19 protein-coding genes and 1 pseudogene are annotated in these 19,460 nt (G+C 66.3%); 13 read left to right on the top strand and 7 right to left on the bottom strand.

Annotated features, from left to right (window positions below; genetic code table 11):
* Positions 1-10: 10 nt before the first annotated feature.
* Complete coding sequence (locus ACFPK0_RS02730; RefSeq protein WP_377338192.1) at positions 11-901, bottom strand: MurR/RpiR family transcriptional regulator; 891 nt, start codon at positions 899-901, stop codon at positions 11-13.
* A 146-nt stretch (positions 902-1,047) separates the two neighbouring features.
* Here ACFPK0_RS02730 and iolG (ACFPK0_RS02725) point away from each other — a divergent pair, with 146 nt between their 5' ends.
* The 4 genes and pseudogenes from iolG (ACFPK0_RS02725) to ACFPK0_RS02710 all read left to right on the top strand — a co-directional run.
* Positions 1,048-2,052 (top strand): inositol 2-dehydrogenase, encoded by a 1,005-nt coding sequence (gene iolG / locus ACFPK0_RS02725; protein WP_377338190.1) that lies wholly within the window; start codon positions 1,048-1,050, stop codon positions 2,050-2,052.
* Positions 2,045-3,022, top strand: coding sequence for an inositol 2-dehydrogenase (gene iolG / locus ACFPK0_RS02720; RefSeq protein WP_377338188.1), 978 nt, complete (start codon positions 2,045-2,047; stop codon positions 3,020-3,022). Before iolG (ACFPK0_RS02725) ends, iolG (ACFPK0_RS02720) begins: the two co-directional genes overlap by 8 nt.
* Before the next feature lie 8 nt (positions 3,023-3,030).
* The gene (gene tpiA, locus ACFPK0_RS02715; protein ID WP_056084101.1) at positions 3,031-3,789 is read left to right on the top strand and encodes a triose-phosphate isomerase; all 759 of its coding nucleotides are present in this window, start codon (positions 3,031-3,033) and stop codon (positions 3,787-3,789) included.
* A gap of 13 nt (positions 3,790-3,802) precedes the next feature.
* A pseudogene (locus ACFPK0_RS02710) lies at positions 3,803-4,016 on the top strand (hypothetical protein); the annotation flags it as partial.
* A 201-nt stretch (positions 4,017-4,217) separates the two neighbouring features.
* On the opposite strand, the gene ssb reads toward ACFPK0_RS02710, so the two are convergent.
* Complete coding sequence (gene ssb, locus ACFPK0_RS02705; RefSeq protein ID WP_056082294.1) at positions 4,218-4,715, bottom strand: single-stranded DNA-binding protein; 498 nt, start codon at positions 4,713-4,715, stop codon at positions 4,218-4,220.
* A 268-nt stretch (positions 4,716-4,983) separates the two neighbouring features.
* The gene (locus tag ACFPK0_RS02700; protein ID WP_056606145.1) at positions 4,984-6,198 is read right to left on the bottom strand and encodes an MFS transporter; all 1,215 of its coding nucleotides are present in this window, start codon (positions 6,196-6,198) and stop codon (positions 4,984-4,986) included.
* A gap of 162 nt (positions 6,199-6,360) precedes the next feature.
* On the opposite strand from ACFPK0_RS02700, the gene ACFPK0_RS02695 reads away from it, so the two are divergent.
* Entirely contained in the window at positions 6,361-7,362 is a 1,002-nt protein-coding gene (locus tag ACFPK0_RS02695) for a polyprenyl synthetase family protein (RefSeq protein ID WP_377338185.1), read from the top strand.
* An 85-nt stretch (positions 7,363-7,447) separates the two neighbouring features.
* Here ACFPK0_RS02695 and ACFPK0_RS02690 read toward each other — a convergent pair whose 3' ends face one another.
* From ACFPK0_RS02690 to ubiH, 3 genes are read right to left on the bottom strand one after another with little or no spacing between them, the layout of a single operon-like run.
* Positions 7,448-8,236 (bottom strand): dienelactone hydrolase family protein, encoded by a 789-nt coding sequence (locus ACFPK0_RS02690; RefSeq protein ID WP_056606153.1) that lies wholly within the window; start codon positions 8,234-8,236, stop codon positions 7,448-7,450.
* Positions 8,237-8,257: 21 nt separating this feature from the next.
* The gene (locus ACFPK0_RS02685) at positions 8,258-9,466 is read right to left on the bottom strand and encodes a UbiH/UbiF/VisC/COQ6 family ubiquinone biosynthesis hydroxylase (RefSeq protein ID WP_377338183.1); all 1,209 of its coding nucleotides are present in this window, start codon (positions 9,464-9,466) and stop codon (positions 8,258-8,260) included.
* Complete coding sequence (gene ubiH, locus ACFPK0_RS02680) at positions 9,463-10,692, bottom strand: 2-octaprenyl-6-methoxyphenyl hydroxylase (RefSeq protein ID WP_377338181.1); 1,230 nt, start codon at positions 10,690-10,692, stop codon at positions 9,463-9,465. Before ubiH ends, ACFPK0_RS02685 begins: the two co-directional genes overlap by 4 nt.
* Positions 10,693-10,774: 82 nt before the next feature.
* On the opposite strand from ubiH, the gene ACFPK0_RS02675 reads away from it, so the two are divergent.
* Genes ACFPK0_RS02675 through ACFPK0_RS02665 form a run of 3 tightly spaced genes read left to right on the top strand, consistent with a single transcriptional unit; the run spans position 10,775 to position 12,891 of the window.
* Complete coding sequence (locus tag ACFPK0_RS02675) at positions 10,775-11,380, top strand: hypothetical protein (RefSeq protein ID WP_377338179.1); 606 nt, start codon at positions 10,775-10,777, stop codon at positions 11,378-11,380.
* 6 nt (positions 11,381-11,386) lie between these two features.
* On the top strand, positions 11,387-11,962 hold the full coding sequence (locus ACFPK0_RS02670) for a cob(I)yrinic acid a,c-diamide adenosyltransferase (protein ID WP_056082316.1): 576 nt from the start codon (positions 11,387-11,389) through the stop codon (positions 11,960-11,962).
* 8 nt (positions 11,963-11,970) lie between these two features.
* The gene (locus tag ACFPK0_RS02665) at positions 11,971-12,891 is read left to right on the top strand and encodes a histone deacetylase family protein (protein WP_377338177.1); all 921 of its coding nucleotides are present in this window, start codon (positions 11,971-11,973) and stop codon (positions 12,889-12,891) included.
* 25 nt (positions 12,892-12,916) lie between these two features.
* On the opposite strand, the gene msrB is transcribed toward ACFPK0_RS02665, so the two are convergent.
* Positions 12,917-13,315: a peptide-methionine (R)-S-oxide reductase MsrB gene (msrB, locus tag ACFPK0_RS02660; RefSeq protein ID WP_056082322.1), complete on the bottom strand. Its 399-nt coding sequence runs from the start codon at positions 13,313-13,315 to the stop codon at positions 12,917-12,919.
* Between the two features lie 94 nt (positions 13,316-13,409).
* Between msrB and ACFPK0_RS02655 the strand changes: the two genes are divergently transcribed.
* From ACFPK0_RS02655 to apaG, 5 genes are all read left to right on the top strand, one after another.
* Entirely contained in the window at positions 13,410-15,788 is a 2,379-nt protein-coding gene (locus ACFPK0_RS02655; RefSeq protein ID WP_377338174.1) for an LPS-assembly protein LptD, read from the top strand.
* Positions 15,789-15,811: 23 nt separating this feature from the next.
* On the top strand, positions 15,812-17,146 hold the full coding sequence (locus ACFPK0_RS02650; protein ID WP_377338172.1) for a peptidylprolyl isomerase: 1,335 nt from the start codon (positions 15,812-15,814) through the stop codon (positions 17,144-17,146).
* A gap of 16 nt (positions 17,147-17,162) precedes the next feature.
* A complete protein-coding gene (gene pdxA, locus ACFPK0_RS02645; RefSeq protein WP_377338169.1) occupies positions 17,163-18,212 on the top strand; it encodes a 4-hydroxythreonine-4-phosphate dehydrogenase PdxA in 1,050 nt (349 codons plus the stop codon).
* The gene (gene rsmA / locus ACFPK0_RS02640) at positions 18,209-18,997 is read left to right on the top strand and encodes a 16S rRNA (adenine(1518)-N(6)/adenine(1519)-N(6))-dimethyltransferase RsmA (RefSeq protein ID WP_056082332.1); all 789 of its coding nucleotides are present in this window, start codon (positions 18,209-18,211) and stop codon (positions 18,995-18,997) included. The genes pdxA and rsmA overlap by 4 nt, the downstream gene beginning before the upstream one ends.
* A gap of 75 nt (positions 18,998-19,072) precedes the next feature.
* A complete protein-coding gene (gene apaG / locus ACFPK0_RS02635) occupies positions 19,073-19,456 on the top strand; it encodes a Co2+/Mg2+ efflux protein ApaG (protein WP_040670114.1) in 384 nt (127 codons plus the stop codon).
* Positions 19,457-19,460: the final 4 nt, after the last annotated feature.

Raw genomic sequence — 19,460 nt, 5'->3', positions numbered from 1 at the left:
AACATATGTTTCATTTTTTGGAACGGATGTTCCCGCCCAGCGTGGAAGCGTTGCGGGTCTGCGTGCTGGTGGCAAAGGCAAAGGAGATCACCAACGCCTGCGCCAGGCACATCGACGCGGACAACGAGCGGAACTTGCGGATTTCCGCTTCGCGCACCTGCAGCACCACCGTCGCCGGTTGTGCCACCGGGCTGACCAGGCTGTCGCTGATCGACAGCACGCGGCAACGCTGGGCGGTGGCTGCCTCGATCAATTGCACGGCCTCCTCCGCATACGGGTGATAGCTCACCGCAATCAGCAGGTCGCGTTTCGAGATGGCGTGCACCTGCTGCCGGGTCATGCCGCCGATGCTGTCGATGAACACGGTTTTCTTGTCGACCTGGTGCAATGAATAGGCAAGGTAGGCGGCCACCGGAAACGCGCGACGAAAGCCGGCCACGTAGATCGTCTCCGCCTCGCAGATCAGCTTGACGGCGGCGGCCAGGTTCTTCTTGCCGATCGCATCGCCCAGGTTCTGCAGCGCCAGTACGTTGCCCTGAGTGAATTCCGCCAGCACTTGCGCCGGATCCCCCACCAGCTTGCTGTCCACGCTCTGGCTGAATTGGCGCACGCGCTCGCCATAGCCCAGCGATGCGTTGCCCGAGAGCAGACCGTCACGGAACAGGCGCTGCATCTGCGTAGCGCCCTCGAAACCGAACGACTTGGCAAACCGCACGATCGCCGACGGCTGCACGCCGCAACGCTCGGCCAACACCGCCAGCGTTTCCAGCGCCACCGCGTTGGGTTCGTCCAGGACATAGCGGGCGATCTGCTGCAACCGCTTGCTGAGCCCCTCGTAGCGCTCGAGGATGGCAGCGCGCAACTCGTCGGCGCTGGTCGGGGGCACATCCACTTCAACCATGATTTCCTTCCTCCCTAAATGCGACGCGCGTCCAGGCTGGGCGCGCGCGTTGGAAAAAGCTACACCTTGCTGGAAATTCTATTACACTCACAAACAGAACATAAATTCCATTACCGCGCAGCCCGATTTTCGGGGGGAGTGTACTCTTGGACCAGATCGACATCGCACTGATCGGAGCTGGCCGCATGGGTCAGATCCACGGCGGAAATGCCGCCCGTCACCCCCGCCTGCGCCTCAAGTACGTAGTGGACCCGCGACCGGCGGCAGGCGCGTTCGCCGCGCAGCATGGCGCAGGACTGGTGACGCTTGAACAAGCGTTGGGGGATCCCGCCGTGGGCGGCGTGCTGGTATGCAGCACCACCGACCGGCACCTGGAGCATGCACTGGCGGCAGTCGACGCGGGTAAGGCCGTGTTCTGCGAAAAACCGATCGACCTGGACCTGGACAAGGTGCGCGCCGCGCAACCACGTTTCGACGGCGCGCGTTTCCTGCTCGGCTTCAACCGTCGGTTTGATCCGCAGTTCATCCGCCTCAAACAGCAACTGAATGCGGGCGCGGTGGGTCCGCTGGAGTCGCTGCATCTGGTGAACCACGACCCTGCCGCGCCGCCACCGGGTTTCGTGCCCACCAGCGGCGGCCTGTTCAAGGACTTCACCATCCACGACCTGGACATGGCGCGCTGGCTGATGGGCGAGGAACCGGTACAGGTATTCGCCACGGCCAGTTGCCTGGTGGACCCGGACATCGGCCGCGAGGGAGACGTCGACACTGCCCGCTGCGTCCTGAAGACCGCCAGCGGCCGCCTGTGCGTGATCTCGAACACGCGCCGCAGCGGCTATGGCTACGACCAGCGCATCGAAGCGTTCGGCGCCCTCGGCATGATTCGCGCGGGCAACGTGACCTGTGACACCGTGCATACGCTCACCGAAAACGGCACCGGCGGCGCGCCGATCATGCCGGCGTTTGCGCAACGCTATCGCGACGCCTACCGCGACCAGATCGGCCATTTTGCCGACGTGGTGCACGGTCGCGCCGAACCTCTCATCGGTTACGCCGACGGCGTGGCCGCCCTGGTCCTGGCTGAGGCGTGCGGGTGGTCCGCGCGCCATCAGCAGGTCTTCACCCTCCCCAACGAGAACCCTCATGCATAAAGTCGTGCTCATCGGTGCTGGCCGCATTGGCCATATCCACGCGCGCAACGCCGCGCTGCACCCGCGCATCGAACTGGCCGGCGTGGTCGATGCGATCGACGCCTCGGCCCAGGCGCTGGCCCGCGAATGGAACACCACGGTAACGACGCTCGATGCGGCCATGGCCGACCCGACCGTCACCGGCGTGATCGTGGCCAGCTCTACCGACACGCACCTCGATTACAGCCTGCGCGCGGCTGCCGCCGGCAAGGCGATCTTCTGCGAAAAGCCCATCGACCAGGATCTCGGCCGTGCCCGCACCGCCCATGCGGGCCTTTCGGGCGCCAACATGTTGCTGGCGTTCAACCGACGTTTCGACCCCAATTTCCAGGCCTTGAAAGCCCGTCTGGACAGCGGCGCGGTCGGCGCGATCGAAACCCTGCAGATCACCTCCAACGACCCTGCCCCACCGCCGCCTTCCTATGTCGCCGTCTCCGGTGGCCTGTTCAAGGACATGGCGATCCATGACTTCGACATGGCGCGCTGGCTGCTGGGCGAGGAGCCCGTGCTGGTCTACGCCACCGGCAGTTGCCTGGTGGACCCGGCCATCGGCGAACTGGGCGATGTCGACACCGCGCGGACCGTGCTGAGGACCGGCTCCGGCCGCCTGTGCGTCATCTCAAACAGCCGGCGCAGTGGCTTCGGTTACGACCAGCGGGTCGAGGCATTCGCCTCCGCCGGCATGGTGCGCGCGGACAATGTCAGCGAAAGCACCGTACAGCTATGGAGCGAAAACGGCATCGCGACCGACCGCTTCCAGAACTTCTTCCTCGACCGCTACGCGGAAGCCTATCGTCGTGAAATGGATCACTTCGCCGAAATGCTCGATGGCGCACCCGCACAGGTTGGCTACGCCGACGGCGTGGCCGCACTGGCGTTGGCCGAGGCGGCGGATGAATCCATGAGAACCGGAGCGCCGGTGCAGCTATGAAGCACACCATGCGCAGAAAAATTGTGGCCGGAAACTGGAAGATGTACGGCAGTCGCTCCATGGCTTCGGACCTCGCCGGCGCCATTGCCGCCAATATGCCGGCCGAAATCGATATCGCCGTGTTTCCCCCGCTTCCCTACATCGCTGGCCTGCGCGCGCAACTCTTCGGCTCGGGGCTGCAGTTCGGTGCGCAGGATCTCAGCGAGCGCGAAGGTCAGGGCGCTTTCACGGGCGACGTAAGCGCCGCGATGCTGGTGGATGTCGGTGCGAACTACGTATTGGTGGGCCACTCGGAGCGCCGCAAATACCACGGCGAAAGCAACGAATGCGTCGCACGAAAATTCGCTGCAGCGCGGGCGGCAGGGCTCACGCCCATCCTTTGTGTCGGTGAAACAAGGCAACAGCGAGACAGTGGCGAAACAGAGGCGATTATTGGCCAGCAACTGGATGCGGTATTGAAACTCAACGGCATCGCGAGCTTCGACACAGCGTTGATCGGATACGAACCGGTCTGGGCGATAGGGTCCGGTGAGACGGCGACACCGCAGCAGGCGCAAGACGTTCACGCGTTCATTCGTAGCAAACTCGAAAAGGAAGATATTTCAATTGCCCGTCGGACCCGGCTGCTTTATGGCGGCAGCGTCACCACATCCAACGTTGCAAAATTACTTGCGCAAGCCGACATAGATGGCGGATTGGTTGGCGGCGCGGCACTGACTGCAATCGACTTCCTTGAAATTTGCGCCGCGGCGCAACAGACGCCATAGGTTCCAAGACATCATTTTCGTGATTTTCAGTGTCTTCTACATTCTAGTCGCGGCGGCAATGACCGTTCTGATCCTGATGCAAAACGGGCAGGGCGAGGCCGGGTTCGGCGGGGGCGGGACGTTGACGGAGCCATCTGGCAAGCCTAGCCGAGGCCAATGCCGGTTCCGGTTCCGGCGGCGGCGCATCCGCTACCGTGTTTGGTGGGCGTGGCTCGGCAATGTTCATCGACCAGCATCGACAGGCGCCACCATCCAACACTACGAGCTGAATTTCAAAGAAGTGGTTCGCTTCATGGAGCAAAGTACATACGGTACCTGGTAGGAAGACACCCCCCGCTCCGTTGACCAGCCCCTGCTTGCCGTAAAGAAAAAGGCCATGAAAATCATGGCCTTTTGGTCATACGCGACAATTTAACTGACGGTAGAAATCAGAACGGAATTTCATCATCCGCGAAGCCGTTGTCGGCCGGTGGCGGTGAAGAGCGCGACGCGCCCTGGTCGTCGTTGCCGCGTGACTGGCCACCGTAATTGCCGCCACTCTGGCGCTGCCCGCCGCCCTGCGAGCGCGGCCCGCCGCTACCGCCGCCCTCATTGCCGCCCAGCATCTGCATCTCGCTGGCGATGATGTCGGTGCTGTAGCGCTCGACGCCGTCCTTGCCGGTGTACTTGTCGGTGCGCAGCGAACCTTCGATGTAGACCTGGCGGCCTTTCTTCAGGTAATCGCCGGCGATCTCGGCCAGGCGGCCGAACATCTTCACCCGGTGCCACTCGGTCTTCTCGACTTTCTCGCCGCTCTGCTTGTCGGTCCAGCTTTCCGACGTGGCGATGTTCAGGGTAGTGACCGCGGTGCCGCCGCCGGTGTGGCGCATTTCCGGATCCGCGCCGAGATTGCCGACCAGAATGACTTTGTTGATGCCACGTGCCATGGGATGTCCTCGGTGAGCCAGCCGTATATATAAGCATGATTACGGCCGGAGTGATGTAGCAGGCTGGCCATCATAACTGCGCGCGGGCCGCTCAAGTAGTGCTCGATGACCCGCTTGCCGCCAGCCCTTGCCGGCACCTTTCGTGGGCGCCGAACCTCCGGCATGTGGGAGCGGCTTCAGCCGCGATGCCCTTGCTTCAAGCCCAGGGACAGGAGCATCGCGACTGAAGCCGCTCCCACAGGGATTCCCGGCGTCTGTTCCCAGCCTGCTAGATCGCGGGCACTTCGGCCGCGGCGGTCGCCCTGATGTCAGCGCCGATCCGGCGCGCGCCGGCCACCACCAGCGGTAGCCACAGCAAGGTCATGGCGGCGGCGCAGATGAAAATGCCGCTCGGCCCCAACCGGCCCAGCGCGATGCCGCCGAAGGTGCCGCCGACAAACGCGCCGATGAACTGGCTGGTGGAATACGCGCCCATGGCCGCACCACGCAAATGCGCCGGCGCCAACCGCGAAACCAGGCTGGGCAGCGCAGCCTCCAGCAGGTTGAACGCGGAGAAAAACACCGTGGCGGCCACGCCGAACGCGATCAGGTGGTTGCCCGACAGCGCGAACCCCAGCAGCGCCAAGCCGATCGCCACCACGCACACCATCACGATGCGCAGGCTTTGGCCGATCTCGCGCATGTGGCGCAGGCTGCCGCCCATCACCAGCGCCGCCACCACCATCACCGGCAGGTACAGCTCCCAGTGCCGGTTCACCGGCAGGTTCAAGGTGTTCGCCAGCAACAGCGGCAGGCCCACGAAACTGGCGGTCAGCAGTGCGTGCAGGAAGAACACCGAACCGTTCAGCACCATCATGCGGCTGTCGCGCAGCATCACCAGCACATGGCCGAAACCGGCCGCGGCCGGCGCCTGCGCCCGTTCCGGCGTGGGCACGATCAGCCACAGCAGCGCCAGCGAGATCAGCGCCAGGATCGAGGTGGCCGCAAACAGGCCGGGCAGGCCGTCGATGGCTTCCAGCGGCGGCCCCAGGATCAGCGCCAGCAGGAACGCCAGCCCGATCGACACGCCGATGATGCCCATCACCTTGCCGCGATTTTCCTCGACGGTGAGGTCAGCCGCCAGCGCGATGCCGGCACCGGCCACCGCGCCCATGCCCTGCACCGCGCGACCGATCACGATGCCGGTCAGCGTATGCGACATCGCCGCGATCAAACCGCCCAGCGCGAACAGCAGCAGCCCCAGGGTGATCGCCGGCTTGCGTCCGATCCGGTCGGACAACAAGCCCAGCGGAATCTGCAGCAGCACCTGCCCCAATCCATACACACCCAGCGCCAGCCCGATCATGAAGCCGGTGGCTCCCGGCATCGTCTTCGCGTACAGCGAAAACACCGGCATGATCAAAAATAGGCCGAACAGGCGCAGGCTGATCACGCAGGCCAGGGTCAGGGCGCTGCGCCGTTCCAGGCGGGAGAGTTTGCTCACCGGGGTACCGATTTCGGGGAAGGCATGGGCGGCATTATAGAGTCGCGGCCGACGCCGCGGTTTGTGGCGACATGTCGCGGCCGCGCATGGTGTGCGCTGATCAGACCATGCGGGTGGCCGCCCGGCCCTATAATCGAACCGATAGCCTCCTTGAATTTCCCCATGACCTCGATGCCAGCCGACGCCAGCCGCCCCGCCGACTTTGCCCGGGTGCGCGATCTTGCCGCCACCGACATGCAACGCGTCGATGCGCTGATCCGCCACCGCCTTTCCTCCGACGTGGTGCTGATCAACCAGATCGCCGACCACATCATTGCCGGCGGCGGCAAGCGCCTGCGCCCGATGCTGCACACGCTGGCTGCCGGCGCGGCCGGTTACACCGGCGAGCAGCACGTGAAGCTGGCGGCGGTGATCGAGTTCATCCACACCTCCACCTTGCTGCACGACGACGTGGTGGACGAATCGGACCTGCGCCGCGGCCGCAAGACGGCCAACGCGCTGTGGGGCAACGCGGCCAGCGTGCTGGTGGGCGATTTCCTGTATTCGCGCTCGTTCCAGTTGATGGTGGAGTTGGACGACATGCGCATCATGCGCATCCTGGCCGACACCACCAACACCATCGCCGAGGGCGAGGTGCTGCAGTTGCTCAACATCGGCAACGCCGACGTCAGCGAGGCGGCGTACCTGGCGGTGATCGAGCGCAAGACCGCGGTGCTGTTTGCCGCCGCCACCGAGCTTGGCGGCATCCTGGGCGGACTGCCGCAAGTGCAGGTGGACGCGCTGCGCCGCTACGGCATGGAGCTGGGCTACGCGTTCCAGATCGCCGACGACCTGCTCGACTACGTCTCCAGCCCCGAAGCGCTGGGCAAGAACATCGGCGACGACCTGGCCGAGGGCAAGCCCACGCTGCCGGTGATCTACGCGCTGGAAAAAGCCAGCCCCGATCAGGCGCAGTCGCTGCGTCATGCGATCGAGCACGGCGGCCTGGATTCGCTGGACCGCATCATCGCCTCGATCCGCGACTCCGGCGCGCTGGAGCGCACCCGCGAGCGTGCGCTCGCCCATGCGCAGGCAGCCCGCGATGCCTTGGCCGCCCTGCCCGCTTCCGACTATCGCGACGCGCTGGCCACCCTCGCCGACTATTCGGTGCAGCGCACCTTCTGAGTCCGAGGCTTGCAGGAGCGGCTTCAGCTTCAGCCGCGATGCCCTTCGTCCATCTCGTCAGAAAGGCACCGCGACCGAATTCACCTTACGGCTTGCCCGCAAACGTCTCGTGCAGCCAGTCATGCATCAGGCGATAGCTGCGCTTGGCGATGGGCTCGTCATAGCGGCAACCGGGCGAGTTCTCGCCCACCTCGGTGAAGCAGTGCACCGCGTGGCCGATCACCACGAACTGCCAGTCGGCCGGGCTCTGGCGCATCTCATCCATGAACGCATCGGCGGCCGGCATGGTGCCCTTGTCGTCGGCACCGTTCAGCACCAGCACGCGCGCCTTGATGTTTTTCGCCAGCGCCGGGTTGTCGGTTTCCAGCCCGCCGTGGAACGACACCACCGCCCCCACGTCGGCGCCGCTGCGGGCCAGGTCCAGCACCGCGCTACCGCCGAAACAGAAACCGATCGCGCCCAGGCGGGCGACGTCGAGCGGCGCCGTGCCGGCTTGTGCCTTCAACTGATCGAGCGCGTGGCCGATGCGCTGGCGCATCAACGCACGGTTGGTGTACAGCGGCTTCACCGCGGCCTGCGCCTCGGTGAAGGAGGTGGGCCGCACCTTTTCACCGTACATGTCGGTGAGCAGGATCACGTAGTCGCTGCCGGCGATCGCCTCGGCCTTTTTCACCGCGCCATCGTTGACGCCGTACCAGTTCGGCACCATCACCAGGCCCGGGCGTTTCGCCGTGGTGGCGTCGTCGTAGATCAGCACGCTGTGGAATTTGGTGCCGTCCAAAGTCCAGTCCACGGCACGATGGACCATCTTGGCGTTGGCGGAAAACGCCGCGCCGGCAAGCACGAGCAGGCAACACAATCGAACGATGCGCATGAGGTTGGCTCCGGTGGGTGGTTATTGCCCTGCCGCGTGTCCCGACAGCAGGCGTTTCAAGGGCGTGAGGCGATCGAGCAGGCGGACACCGGCGCCGCGTGCGGCCACCAGCGGCGACGATTGCCAGGCGTAGACCCGCGCCAGCGCGTCGAAACCCAGCGCGTCCAGCGTGTCGGCGCTGCGGCGACGGCGGGCGTAGCGGCGCAGCACGTGCGCGGCGCCGATGTCCCGGCCGGCGGCGCGCGCGGCCAGCAGCGTGTCGCGCAGTTCGGCCACGTCGCGCAGACCCAGATTGACGCCCTGCCCGGCCAGCGGATGCACCGCATGCGCCGCATCGCCCAGCAGCACGAAACGATCGGCCTGGTAGCGCTGGGCCAGTTGCAGCTTCAACGGAAACGAGGCGCGCGGCGTGGTACCGGTGACGCGGCCCAGCCGGAAATCGCTGGCCACGCCCAGGGCATCGCTGAAGGCGGCATCGTCCAGCGCGAGTACGTGTTGCGCCTGCTCCTCGGGCAGCGACCACACCAGCGAGCTGCGGCCATCGGCCAGCGGCAGCAAGGCCAGCGGACCATCGGGCAGGAAACGCTGCCATGCGGTGCTTTCGTGAGGGCGCTCGGTATGCACGTGGGCCACCACCGCGCGCTGCGCATAATCACGACCACGCGTGCCGATGCCCGCCAGCTGGCGCAAGGGTGATGAACTACCGTCAGCCGCCACCAGCAACGCTGCCGACAGTGTTTCGCCGTTATCCAGTTGCAGCCGGACGTGATCCTCGCGCGCCTCGAAACCGTGCACCGCCGACGGACACAGCCGCCGGACGCCGGCGGCTTCCAGCGCCTGCCACAGCGCCCACTGCACCAGATTGTTCTCGACGATGAAGCCCAGTTCGCGCCGACCTTCGGCCGCCGCATCGAAATCGATCGCCGCGCCGCTGGCCGCGTCCCATACGTGCATGTGTGCATAGGCGGATGCACGCGCGTCGCGAATGGACGGCCAGACGCCGAGATCGTCCAGCAGCGCGATCGACGAGGGCGCCAGCCCGACCACGCGCAGATCCACCTCGTCCTGCGACTGCCACGGCGAGGGCGCACGCGCTTCCAGCAGCACCGTGTCGAAGCCCGCGCGCGCCAGCGCCAGCGCGGTGGCGGCGCCGACCATGCCGCCGCCAACCACGGCAACGTCAGGCATCGCAGTACGCCGGCGCGGCATTTCCCGCAAGGGACGGTTCATGGCAAGCGCTCCAGCACGGCCAGCGGCGGCTCGCCGCGAAAGCCCATGCCGCGCCGCGCCAGCGCGCGTTGCAAGGGCGGCACCCGATCGCAGGCCAGCAGCGCCAGCGAGCGCAGCGGGCCCAGCAAAGGCTGCGGCAGGCAGGCAAGCTGCACCAAGCCATGGCTCATCGCCATGGTGCCTTCGCGATCCGCCGCACGCCGCGCCGCATAGCCTCGCAGCAGGTCGGCGGCGCCCGGATCGCTGGCGCTGGCCAGCAACTCGGACAGCGTCAGCGCATCGCGCAGGCCGAGGTTGAAGCCCTGCGCGCCGATCGGATGGATAGTTTGCGCCGCGTTGCCAACCAGTACCGCGCGCGGGCCGATCACCTGCTGTGCGGCAATGCGGTGGATGGCATAGGGATGCCGCCGGCCCGGCCGGCTCAGGCGACCCAGCCGCCAGCCAAAACGCTGCTGCGCCAGCGCGATGAAGTGCTCGTCGTCCATCGTCGCCACCGCCTCGGCCTGCGCGGCAGGCACGGTAAGCACCAATCCGCAGCGACGCTCGGCCAGCGGCAGCAGCGCCACCGGGCCGTCATCGGCGAAGCGCTCGTAGGCGCGGCCGGCGTGGTCGCGCTCCGGTGTGACGGTGCTGACAAACAGGGTCTGTTGGTAGTCGTGCCGTTCCGCATCGATGCCCAGTTGCGTGCGCACGAACGATTCGCTGCCATCAGCGCCCACCAGCAGCGCCGCATCGACGTGACGCACGCCATCGGCGGTGGCGATACCGGCACGCCAGCCCGTCGCCAGCGGCTGCAGGGTTTGCAAGGTGGCGGGCGCCAGGCGCGTCAGTCGGGTGCATTCGTCCAGCCGCCGCAACAAGGCGGTGCCGAGTTCACGCGCGGGCAGGGTCCAGCCCAACGCGTCCACGTCATGCCGCGCCGCGTCGATGCGCGCGCTGCCGAACTCGCCCGCGCGGCTCACATGGATATGCCGGATCGGCGTGGCGCGCGCGGCGGCATGACGCCATACGCCGATGGCATCCAGGCCGTTGACAGTGGCGCGCGCCAGCGCCAGGTTGCGCTCGTCGTAGCTGGGCTGCTGGTCGGCGCGCGGTGCAACGGTTTCCACCAGGGTGGCGGCGATGCCGGCCGCATCCAGCGCGATGGCCAGGCTGGCGCCGACCAGGCCGCCGCCAACGATCAGCACGCCGGAGTTCGAGTGGGGGAAAGAAAGCGGTGCGTTCATCCGCCGATGATACCCGCGGCTCTCGTCGCGGCCACATTGGGCTAAACTGCGCATCTCTCACCGCCGCACATGGAGCCTCCGCATGCCCAAGACATCAACCCAGCGCCTGGGCATTTTCGTGGCTCTCGCCGTGGTGATGGCCGCCACCCGCATGCACCACTCGATCCTGCATCACTTCGATGCGCTGCCGGACGCGTCGTGGGGCATCTTCTTCCTGGCCGGCTTCTGGCTGCGCGGGGCGGGCCGCTGGGCGTTCCCGCTGTTGATGGCCGAAGCGGTGCTGATCGATTACCTGGTGATTTCCGGCCAGGGCCTGGATTTCTGGAGTCATTACTGCGTATCGCCGGCGTACCTCGCCCTGCTGCCCGCCTACTTCAGCCTGTGGATGGGCGGCAGCCTGCTGGCGCGTTACCAGGTGGGCCTGCGGCTGCAGACGCTGGGCATGGCCGCGGTGGCCTTTCTGGCGAGCTGGGCCGTCTGCTACCTGCTGTCCAACGGCAGCTTCTACTGGCTGAGCGACAGCGTGCCGCTGCCCCGCAGCATGGCGGCGTGGTCGGCCAACATGGCGGACTGGTACCTGCCGTTCCTGCAGACCACGGCCTTGTACGTGGGTATCGGCGCCGTGCTGCATGTGCTGGCAACGCAGGTGTCGCGCGCACTGAACGGCGCGGCTCACTCGTCCCGCTGATCGGCGATGGGCAACCGGCTGTCGCGGATCTACACCCGGACCGGCGATGACGGCAGCACCGGGCTGGGCGATGGCTCGCGGGTGGGCAAGGATTCGCTGCGCGTCACCGCCTACGGCACCGTCGACGAGCTCAACAGCACGATCGGCATGGTGCTGGCCACCGATGGCGTGCCGGATGACGTGCGCGAGGTCCTGACCCAGGTGCAGCACGACCTGTTCGACCTGGGCGGTGAGCTGTGCATTCCCGGCATGGCCACGGTGCAGGACAGCGATATCGCGCGGCTGGAATCGACCCTCGACGACCTCAACGAACCGCTGCCGCCATTGAAGGAATTCATCCTGCCGGGCGGCGGTATGGCGGCCGCCTGCGGCCACCTGGCGCGCACGGTCTGCCGCCGCGCCGAACGCGAAGTGGTGGCACTGGCACGCGCGGAAGACATCCGCGCGCAGCCGCAGCGCTATCTGAACCGGCTGTCCGACCTGCTGTTCGTGATCTGCCGCGTGCTGGCGCGCGCCAGCGGTCACGGCGAAGTGCTGTGGCAGCACGAACGCCGGCGGAAGCCCAAACCCGCCGCGGAATAGACCGCCGGATGATGCGGCTCTACACCCACGCCGATTGTCTGCAGCACGCTGGCGGCCTCGATCACGCCGAACGCCCGGCCCGCCTGCGCGCCGTGCTGCAGGCGCTGGATCACGACCGCTTCGCGGCACTCGACCGCATCGAGGCGCCGCGCGCCAGCCGCGAACAGTTGTTGCGCGTGCACAGCGCCACTCACGTCGACCGCATCCTGGCCCATGCCGGCGACAGCGAGTTGCATGCACTGGATGAAGACACCTGGATCGGCCCCGGCTCGGTCGAGGCGGCACTGCGCGCCGCCGGTGCCGTGGCGGCGGCGGTCGATGCGGTGATCGGCGGGCAGTGCGAGGCTGCGTTCTGCGCAGTGCGTCCGCCGGGCCACCATGCCACCCGCGATGAGGCGATGGGGTTTTGCCTGTTCAACAACCTGGCCGTGGGCGCGGCCCAGGCGTTCGCCGTGCACGGCTTGAAGCGGGTGGCGATCGCCGACTTCGACGTCCACCACGGCAACGGCACCCAGGCCATCTTCGAGCGCGAACCGCGCGTGCTGTTCCTGTCCAGCCATCAGTCACCGCTGTATCCCTCCAGCGGTGCCGAGGACGAATGCGGGGTGGGCAATATCGTCAACGGCACGCTGTCGCCCGGTGCCGGCTCGCTGGAGTTCCGCGAGCTGTGGACGCACCGGCTGCTGCCGCGGCTGCACGCGTTCAAGCCGCAACTGGTGCTGGTGTCGGCGGGTTTCGACGCGCACCGGCAGGACCCGTTGGCCGATCTCCGGCTGGGCCAGGAAGACTACGCCTGGATCACCGATCAACTGCAGGCGCTGGCCCGGCGCCATGCCGGCGGGCGGCTGGTCTCCACGCTGGAAGGCGGCTACGACCTCGGCGCCCTGGCCGCCAGCGTCAGCGCCCATGTCGGCGCGCTGATGGCGTGACGGGAACCGCCGAGACCTTCGGCCATCAGGCCGGCTTGAAATCCAGCGCCATCGAGTTGATGCAGTAGCGCAGCCCGGTCGGTGGCGGGCCATCGGGGAAGACGTGGCCCAGGTGCGAATCGCAGCGCGCGCACACGACTTCGGTGCGGTGCATGCCGTGACTGTCGTCGTCCAGCTCGGCCACCGCTGTCGGCGCGATCGGCTGGAAATAGCTGGGCCAGCCGCAGCCGGACCGGAACTTGCTGTCCGAACCGAACAGCTCGGCCTGGCAAGCCGCGCAAACATAGGTGCCCGCGGCATCATGCTCATAGAATTTGCCACTGAACGGCGCCTCGGTCGCCGAACAGCGACAGGTGGCATATTGCTCGGGGCTCAATTGCGCCCGCCATTCGGCGTCCGACTTGGTGATTTTCTGCTCGGCCATGCTGAATCCTCGCTCGGTTTCGGAAGTACCCGCCTGCCGTACATGGGGTCTTTCTGCTAGCTTAACGAGCCTTCGAAGTCGGCAGAATCCCATTGTGACGCGCAAGCTACCCCCACGACGCCTGCTGGCCGTTGCCGCCGCACTCGCCCTGATCGGCCATCAGGCCAAGGCGGAAACCGCGCAGCCGGGCCGCACCACCACGGAAGACACGGATACGGCATGTCCGCTGGGCACCTTCCATTGCCCGCCCAAGCCGCCCAGCTACGCGATGTGCCGACCCAACGCGATGCTCGACTTCTACGACCCCACGCTGAGCCGTGACCCGAGCCTGCGCGAAACCAGCCCCACCAGCGTGCTGGCGCAGCACGTGGACAGCTCCGACCAGGCGGTCTACCACCTTTCCGGCGACGTGAAACTCGACCGCGCCGACCAGAAGCTGCAGGCCGACAGCCTCGATTACAACAACGTCAGCACCGATTACGACGCCCGCGGCAACGTGCGCTACCAGGAAGCCGGCCAGCTGCTGTCGGCCAGCCACATGCAGGGCAACACCAACGCCAGCCACGGCATCGCCCATGACGTGAGCTATCAGATGCTGGACGCACGCGGCAACGGCGTCGCCGAGCAGGGCCAGATGTTCGACGCCCAGCGCACCCGCTATACCCGCGCCACCTATTCCACCTGCGACGTGGGCCACCACGTGTGGGAATTCCGCGCCAAATCGATCGCCATCGACAAGACCACCGGCGTGGGCGTGGCGCGCAACGCCACCATGCGCCTGGGCAAGGTGCCGTTCCTGTACCTGCCGTACATTTCCTTTCCGGTGAACGACCAGCGCAAGAGCGGCTTCCTGTACCCGGTCTTCGGCAAGAGCAGCCGCGGCGGTTTCGAGCTGAGCACGCCGTATTACCTGAACCTGGCGCCGAACTACGACGCCACCCTGGACCCGCGCATCTACACCGCGCGCGGCCCGATGCTGGGCGGTGAATTCCGGTATCTGTTCCCGCGCACCCGCGGCCAATTCAACGTGCAGTACGTGCCGGACGATCGCGGTGAGCGGGTTGGTCTCGAAGATACCAAGGACACGGAACGTTACCTGGTCAACTTCAGCAACGTCACCAGGCTGTGGGGGAGCTGGAACCTGATCAGCTCGATCAACCGGGCCTCGGACAGCGGCTACTACTACGATTACGGCGAAGACCTGGCGACCACCGGCGCCGTGGTGCGCACGCTCAGTTCCAACGTGGCCGTGCGCGGAGCGGGAAAGTGGTGGAGTGCGGCCGTGGGCGCCACCGTCTATCAGAACGTAAACCCGTTCGTGACCGACGCGTCGCTGCAGTACCGGCAACTTCCCTACGCAACCTTTTCGATGGATGTGCCGCTGACGCCATGGCTTGAATTCGGCATGGATACGCAAGCCGTCGCGTTCCGCAAGCCCGGCTACATCGAGGGCGAGCGCGAGGATCTGTACCCCTACCTGGCCGCCTATTTTGGTACACCCGCGTGGTTCGTGCGGCCGAAGGTGGCGTACCGGTATACCGCCTACCAGCTTGACGGCGACTTCCAGAAATACGGCGGCTCACGCGGAGCCCTTCTGGGCGCGGGCGGGATTTCGCAGTTCACCGAGCAATCGCCCACCCGTGCCCTGCCCATCGTAAGCGTCGACAGCGGGCTGGTGTTCGATCGCAGCACGTCGCTGTTTGGCAGCAGCTACACCCAGACGCTGGAACCGCGGCTGTATTACCTGTACGTGCCCTACCGCAACCAGAACAACCTGCCGGTGTTCGACACCCGGCTGATGTCGTTCGACTATTGGCAGCTGTTTTCGCCGAACCAGTTTTCGGGCGCCGACCGGCAGATGGACGCCAACAACCTCACCGCCGCACTGACCAGCCGGCTGCTGGACGAGAACGGCGTGGAGCGGATGTCGGTCAGCCTGGGGCAGATCCACTATTTCTCGCCGCAGCGTGTGGTCGGAAACGACTGGGTGCACTCGGCCTACGTGGCCCAGTTCGGCCTGCAGCTGAGCGACCGCTGGCGGTTGAACAGCAGCTACCAATGGAGCCCGAATACCCGGATGACCGAAATGGGCTCGTTTGAGTTGCAGCGCCGCGTTGGCGACGACGGCATCCTCAACGTGTCCTACCACTATCGCCGCAACCTGCTGGAACAATATGGCGTTTCGGGGGTCTACCCACTCTCCGACCGCTGGCGGGTGGTGGGCGCGGTGGCGTGGTCGGTGCCCGATGGCCATTCGGTGGAAGCCGCGGCCGGCGTGCAGTACGACAGTTGCTGTGTGGCGCTGCGGCTGGTTGAACGCAACTACGTGAAGCAGAGCGGCTACGGCCACCCTGCCGGCAGCGGCAACCAGCGCGACAACGCGATCATGTTCGAAATCGTCTTCAAGGGCCTCGGCTCATCCGGCCATCAGATCGACTCGCTCTTGCAGCGTGATATTCTCGGCTATCAATAATCGCATTACGCGGGCTTTCATCGATGAAGCAACTCCTCGCCTCCCTGCTGCTCGCCCTGGCGATCGCGCTCCCGGCCCATGCCCAGTTGCTGGCGCCTGCTGCACCGGCCAGCCAGCCGCTGGATCGCATCGTGGCGGTGGTGGACGAGGATGTGGTCCTGCAGAGCGAGCTGGACCAGGCCGTGGCCTCGGTACAGCAGCAGTACGCGGCCCATCCCGAACAACTGCCGCCGCAGCAAGTTCTGCAGAAACAGGTGTTGAATCGCCTGGTACTGATGAAACTGCAGATCGCGAAGGCACACGAACAGGGCATCCGCGTATCCGATGCCGACGTCGACCAGGCCGTTGCCGCCGTGGCAGCGCAGAACAGGATCACGCCGGAACAACTGCGCATGGAAGTGGAGCGCAGCGGCGACAGCTATGCAGCGTTCCGCAGCCAGCTGAGCGATCAGCTGCTGGTGCAGCGCCTGCGCCAGAGCGTGGTGCAGAGTGCGGTCACGGTCACCGACAGCGAGATCAACAACCTGCTGAGCAGCCCCACCTACAAGGCCGGTGAGGTCCATCTGGCCCACATCCAGATCAGCATCCCCGGCGGCGCCGACGCGGCGGCCATCCAGGCCAGCGCGCAGAAAGCGCAGCAGGCGCTCGATGCCATCAAGGGCGGGATGGATTTCAACGCCGCGGCGATCCGCTACTCCGACGCCCCCGATGCGCTCGATGGCGGCGACCTGGGCTGGCGCAAGCTCGACGAGATCCCGCCTGCATTCGCCGAAACGCTGGCGCCCATGAAGCCCGGCGACGTCAGCAATGCACTGCGCGGCCCCACCGGCTTCCACATCCTCAAGCTGATCGGTCAACGCGAGCCGAGCAAGCAGATCGTCACCGAGTTCCACGCACGACAGATCCTGATCAAGCCCAGCGAACTGATGACGCCGGCCCAGGCCGAGCAGAAAGCCCGCGATCTGTACGACCGCATCGTCAACAAGCATGAGGACTTCGCCAAGCTGGCGAAGGAAGATTCCGACGACGACACCACCGCCAATGCCGGCGGCGACATGGACTGGTTCCCGCAGAAGGCCTGGGGCGCGACCATTGCCGCGCAGCTGGGCAACCTGAAAGACGGTGAAGTGTCCCAACCGTTCCAGAGCGAAGCGGGCTGGCACATCCTGGAGCGTCTTGGCACGCGCCAGAGCGACCAGACCGTCGAACTCGAGCGCAACGAGGCCCGCCAGGCCATCGGCAACCGCAAGGCCGAGCAGGCCTACGACGACTATCTGCGCGATATCCGCTCCAATGCCTACGTGCACGTCGTCGTGCCCGAGTTGCGCGACGCCGACACCGACAGCGCTTCCTCGTAATACCCGCAGCATGCCGATGTCCCTGCCACGGCTCGCCCTCACCGCGGGCGAACCCGCGGGCGTCGGCCCCGAACTGCTGATCCGGTTGGCGGCCACGCCGCTGGCCGCCACGCTGGTGGCGATCACCGATCGCGCCCTGCTGCAACGCGCGGCCGCACGATGCGGCGTGGCGATCGAATTGATCGACGACGATGGCAGCGCCCCCGCCGATCGTGCGGCGGGTACTCTCCGCGTTCGGCACGTGCCGCTGGAAACGGAAGAAATCCCGGGCCAGCCCGATCCCCGCAACGCCGGGCATGTGCTGACCACCCTCGCCATCGCCGCCGACGGCTGCATGGCGGGAAGCTATGCCGCCGTGGTCACCGCACCGCTGCAGAAATCATCGATCAACGAAGCGGGTATCCCCTTCAGCGGACACACCGAGTTCTTCGCCGAACGGGCGCAGGCCGATGTGGTGATGATGCTGGCTAGCCCCGAGCTGCGGGTGGCGCTGGCAACGACCCATCTGCCGCTGCGCGCGGTCGCGGACGCGATCACCGCCCCGTTGCTGACCCGCGTATTGCGCATCGTGCATGCCGAGTTGCGCGGGAAGTTCGGCTTGCCGCATCCCCGTATCGCCGTGCTGGGCATCAACCCGCATGCGGGCGAAGGCGGGCATATGGGGCGCGAGGAAATCGACACCGTGATTCCCGTGCTGGACCAGTTACGCGCCGAGGGCATGCAGTTGCTGGGGCCGCTCCCCGCCGATACCGCCTTCGTGCCGACCATGCGTCCGCGCTACGACGCCGTGCTGGCGATGTACCACGACCAGGCGCTGCCGGTGCTGAAGAGCGAGGCGTTCGACCGCACCGTCAACCTCACGCTCGGCCTGCCGTTCATCCGCACCTCGGTCGATCACGGCACCGCGCTGGACCTGGCCGGTAGCGGACGCGCCGACCCATCCAGCCTGATAGCCGCCGCCAACATGGCACTGGACCTCGTGGCTCGTGGCTCCACGCAGCCCTCCTCGTCCCTCGGTGACGGGGAGCCCGGCGAGGGGCCAATCCTGCGGGGAACGACCCAGTGAACGCGCGCCCCAAGAAAAGCTTCGGCCAGCACTTCCTGCACGACAGCCGCTACATCGACCGCATCGTCAGCGCGATGGCGCCACGCGCCACCGACTTCGTGCTGGAGATCGGGCCTGGCGAAGGCGCGCTGACGCTGCCACTGCTGGCAGCGGCCGGCAAACTCACCGCCATCGAACTGGACACCGACCTGATCCCGGCGCTGCAGGCGCGCGCGGCCAGCGTCGGCGAGCTGCAGATCATCCACGCCGATGTCCTGAAGGTCGATTTCACCGCACTGGCGCAGCGCCATGGCATCGACCGGCTGCGCATCGCCGGCAACCTGCCGTACTACATCTCCAGCCCGATCCTGTTCCATTGCGTCGAGCACTTCGGCGCGATCGCGGACATGCACTTCATGCTGCAGAAGGAAGTGGTCGAACGGATGGCCGCCGAACCCGGCAGCAAGGTCTACGGCCGCCTGTCGGTAATGCTGCAACTGGCCTGTCGCGTGGAACCGCTGTTCACCGTGCCGCCCGAAGCCTTCCGGCCACCGCCCAAGGTGGAGTCGGCGGTGGTGCGGCTGGTGCCGCTGGCACCGCAGGATCGCCACGATGCCGATGCGGGTGACGTCTACACCGTGGTCAAGGCGGCCTTCGCGCAACGGCGCAAAACCCTCAACAATGCACTCAAGCAGTTGATGGATACCGACGCCATCCGTCGTGCCGGCGTCGAACCGGGTGCCCGCGCCGAAACGCTCGCGCCCGGAGATTTCGTGCGGCTGGCGAAAATCTACGGCGGCCAGTGACCCTTCCTGCATCCTCGCATGCAATTGCGCCACGCGCCGTGCCCCATGCGTGGCGACAAGCCCTACAATCCGGACATGACTGAGAAATCTTCCTACACGATCGATGTGCAGGTCGAAACACGTTTCGTCCCCGATCAATCCAAACCCGGCGACAACCGCTACGTTTTCGCCTACACCATCACGCTGCGCAACGCCGGCGACGTGCCCGCTCGACTACTCACGCGGCACTGGATGATCACCGACGCAAACGGCAAGGTCGACGAAGTGCGCGGTGACGGCGTGGTCGGCGAGCAACCGTGGATACGCCCTGGCGACGCCTTCGAGTACACCTCCGGCGCGGTGCTGGAAACCTCGGTGGGCACGATGGGCGGCAGCTACCAGATGCTGGCCGACGACGGCACCGAGTTCGACGCACCCATTCCCACCTTCACCCTGTCCATTCCGCGTACGCTGCATTGATGGA

The sequence above is a fragment of the Rhodanobacter ginsenosidimutans genome, assembly GCF_042655685.1.
Taxonomy (GTDB): domain Bacteria; phylum Pseudomonadota; class Gammaproteobacteria; order Xanthomonadales; family Rhodanobacteraceae; genus Rhodanobacter; species Rhodanobacter ginsenosidimutans.
The sequence above is the reverse complement of the archived record's forward strand: the minus strand, read 5'-3'. Positions and strand labels throughout refer to the sequence as shown.

Excerpts from the sequence above, each read along its gene's own strand:
- iolG (WP_377338188.1), top strand. The coding sequence starts at position 2,045 with ATGCATAAAGTCGTGCTCATCGGTGCTGGCCGCATTGGCCATATCCAC.
- ACFPK0_RS02665 (WP_377338177.1), top strand. The coding sequence starts at position 11,971 with ATGATGCGGCTCTACACCCACGCCGATTGTCTGCAGCACGCTGGCGGC.
- pdxA (WP_377338169.1), top strand. The coding sequence starts at position 17,163 with ATGTCCCTGCCACGGCTCGCCCTCACCGCGGGCGAACCCGCGGGCGTC.
- ACFPK0_RS02690 (WP_056606153.1), bottom strand. The coding sequence starts at position 8,236 with ATGCGCATCGTTCGATTGTGTTGCCTGCTCGTGCTTGCCGGCGCGGCG.
- ssb (WP_056082294.1), bottom strand. The coding sequence starts at position 4,715 with ATGGCACGTGGCATCAACAAAGTCATTCTGGTCGGCAATCTCGGCGCG.
- ACFPK0_RS02650 (WP_377338172.1), top strand. The coding sequence starts at position 15,812 with ATGAAGCAACTCCTCGCCTCCCTGCTGCTCGCCCTGGCGATCGCGCTC.
- ACFPK0_RS02685 (WP_377338183.1), bottom strand. The coding sequence starts at position 9,466 with ATGAACCGTCCCTTGCGGGAAATGCCGCGCCGGCGTACTGCGATGCCT.
- ACFPK0_RS02670 (WP_056082316.1), top strand. The coding sequence starts at position 11,387 with ATGGGCAACCGGCTGTCGCGGATCTACACCCGGACCGGCGATGACGGC.
- msrB (WP_056082322.1), bottom strand. The coding sequence starts at position 13,315 with ATGGCCGAGCAGAAAATCACCAAGTCGGACGCCGAATGGCGGGCGCAA.
- apaG (WP_040670114.1), top strand. The coding sequence starts at position 19,073 with ATGACTGAGAAATCTTCCTACACGATCGATGTGCAGGTCGAAACACGT.
- tpiA (WP_056084101.1), top strand. The coding sequence starts at position 3,031 with ATGCGCAGAAAAATTGTGGCCGGAAACTGGAAGATGTACGGCAGTCGC.
- ACFPK0_RS02730 (WP_377338192.1), bottom strand. The coding sequence starts at position 901 with ATGGTTGAAGTGGATGTGCCCCCGACCAGCGCCGACGAGTTGCGCGCT.
- ACFPK0_RS02695 (WP_377338185.1), top strand. The coding sequence starts at position 6,361 with ATGACCTCGATGCCAGCCGACGCCAGCCGCCCCGCCGACTTTGCCCGG.
- ACFPK0_RS02675 (WP_377338179.1), top strand. The coding sequence starts at position 10,775 with ATGCCCAAGACATCAACCCAGCGCCTGGGCATTTTCGTGGCTCTCGCC.
- ubiH (WP_377338181.1), bottom strand. The coding sequence starts at position 10,692 with ATGAACGCACCGCTTTCTTTCCCCCACTCGAACTCCGGCGTGCTGATC.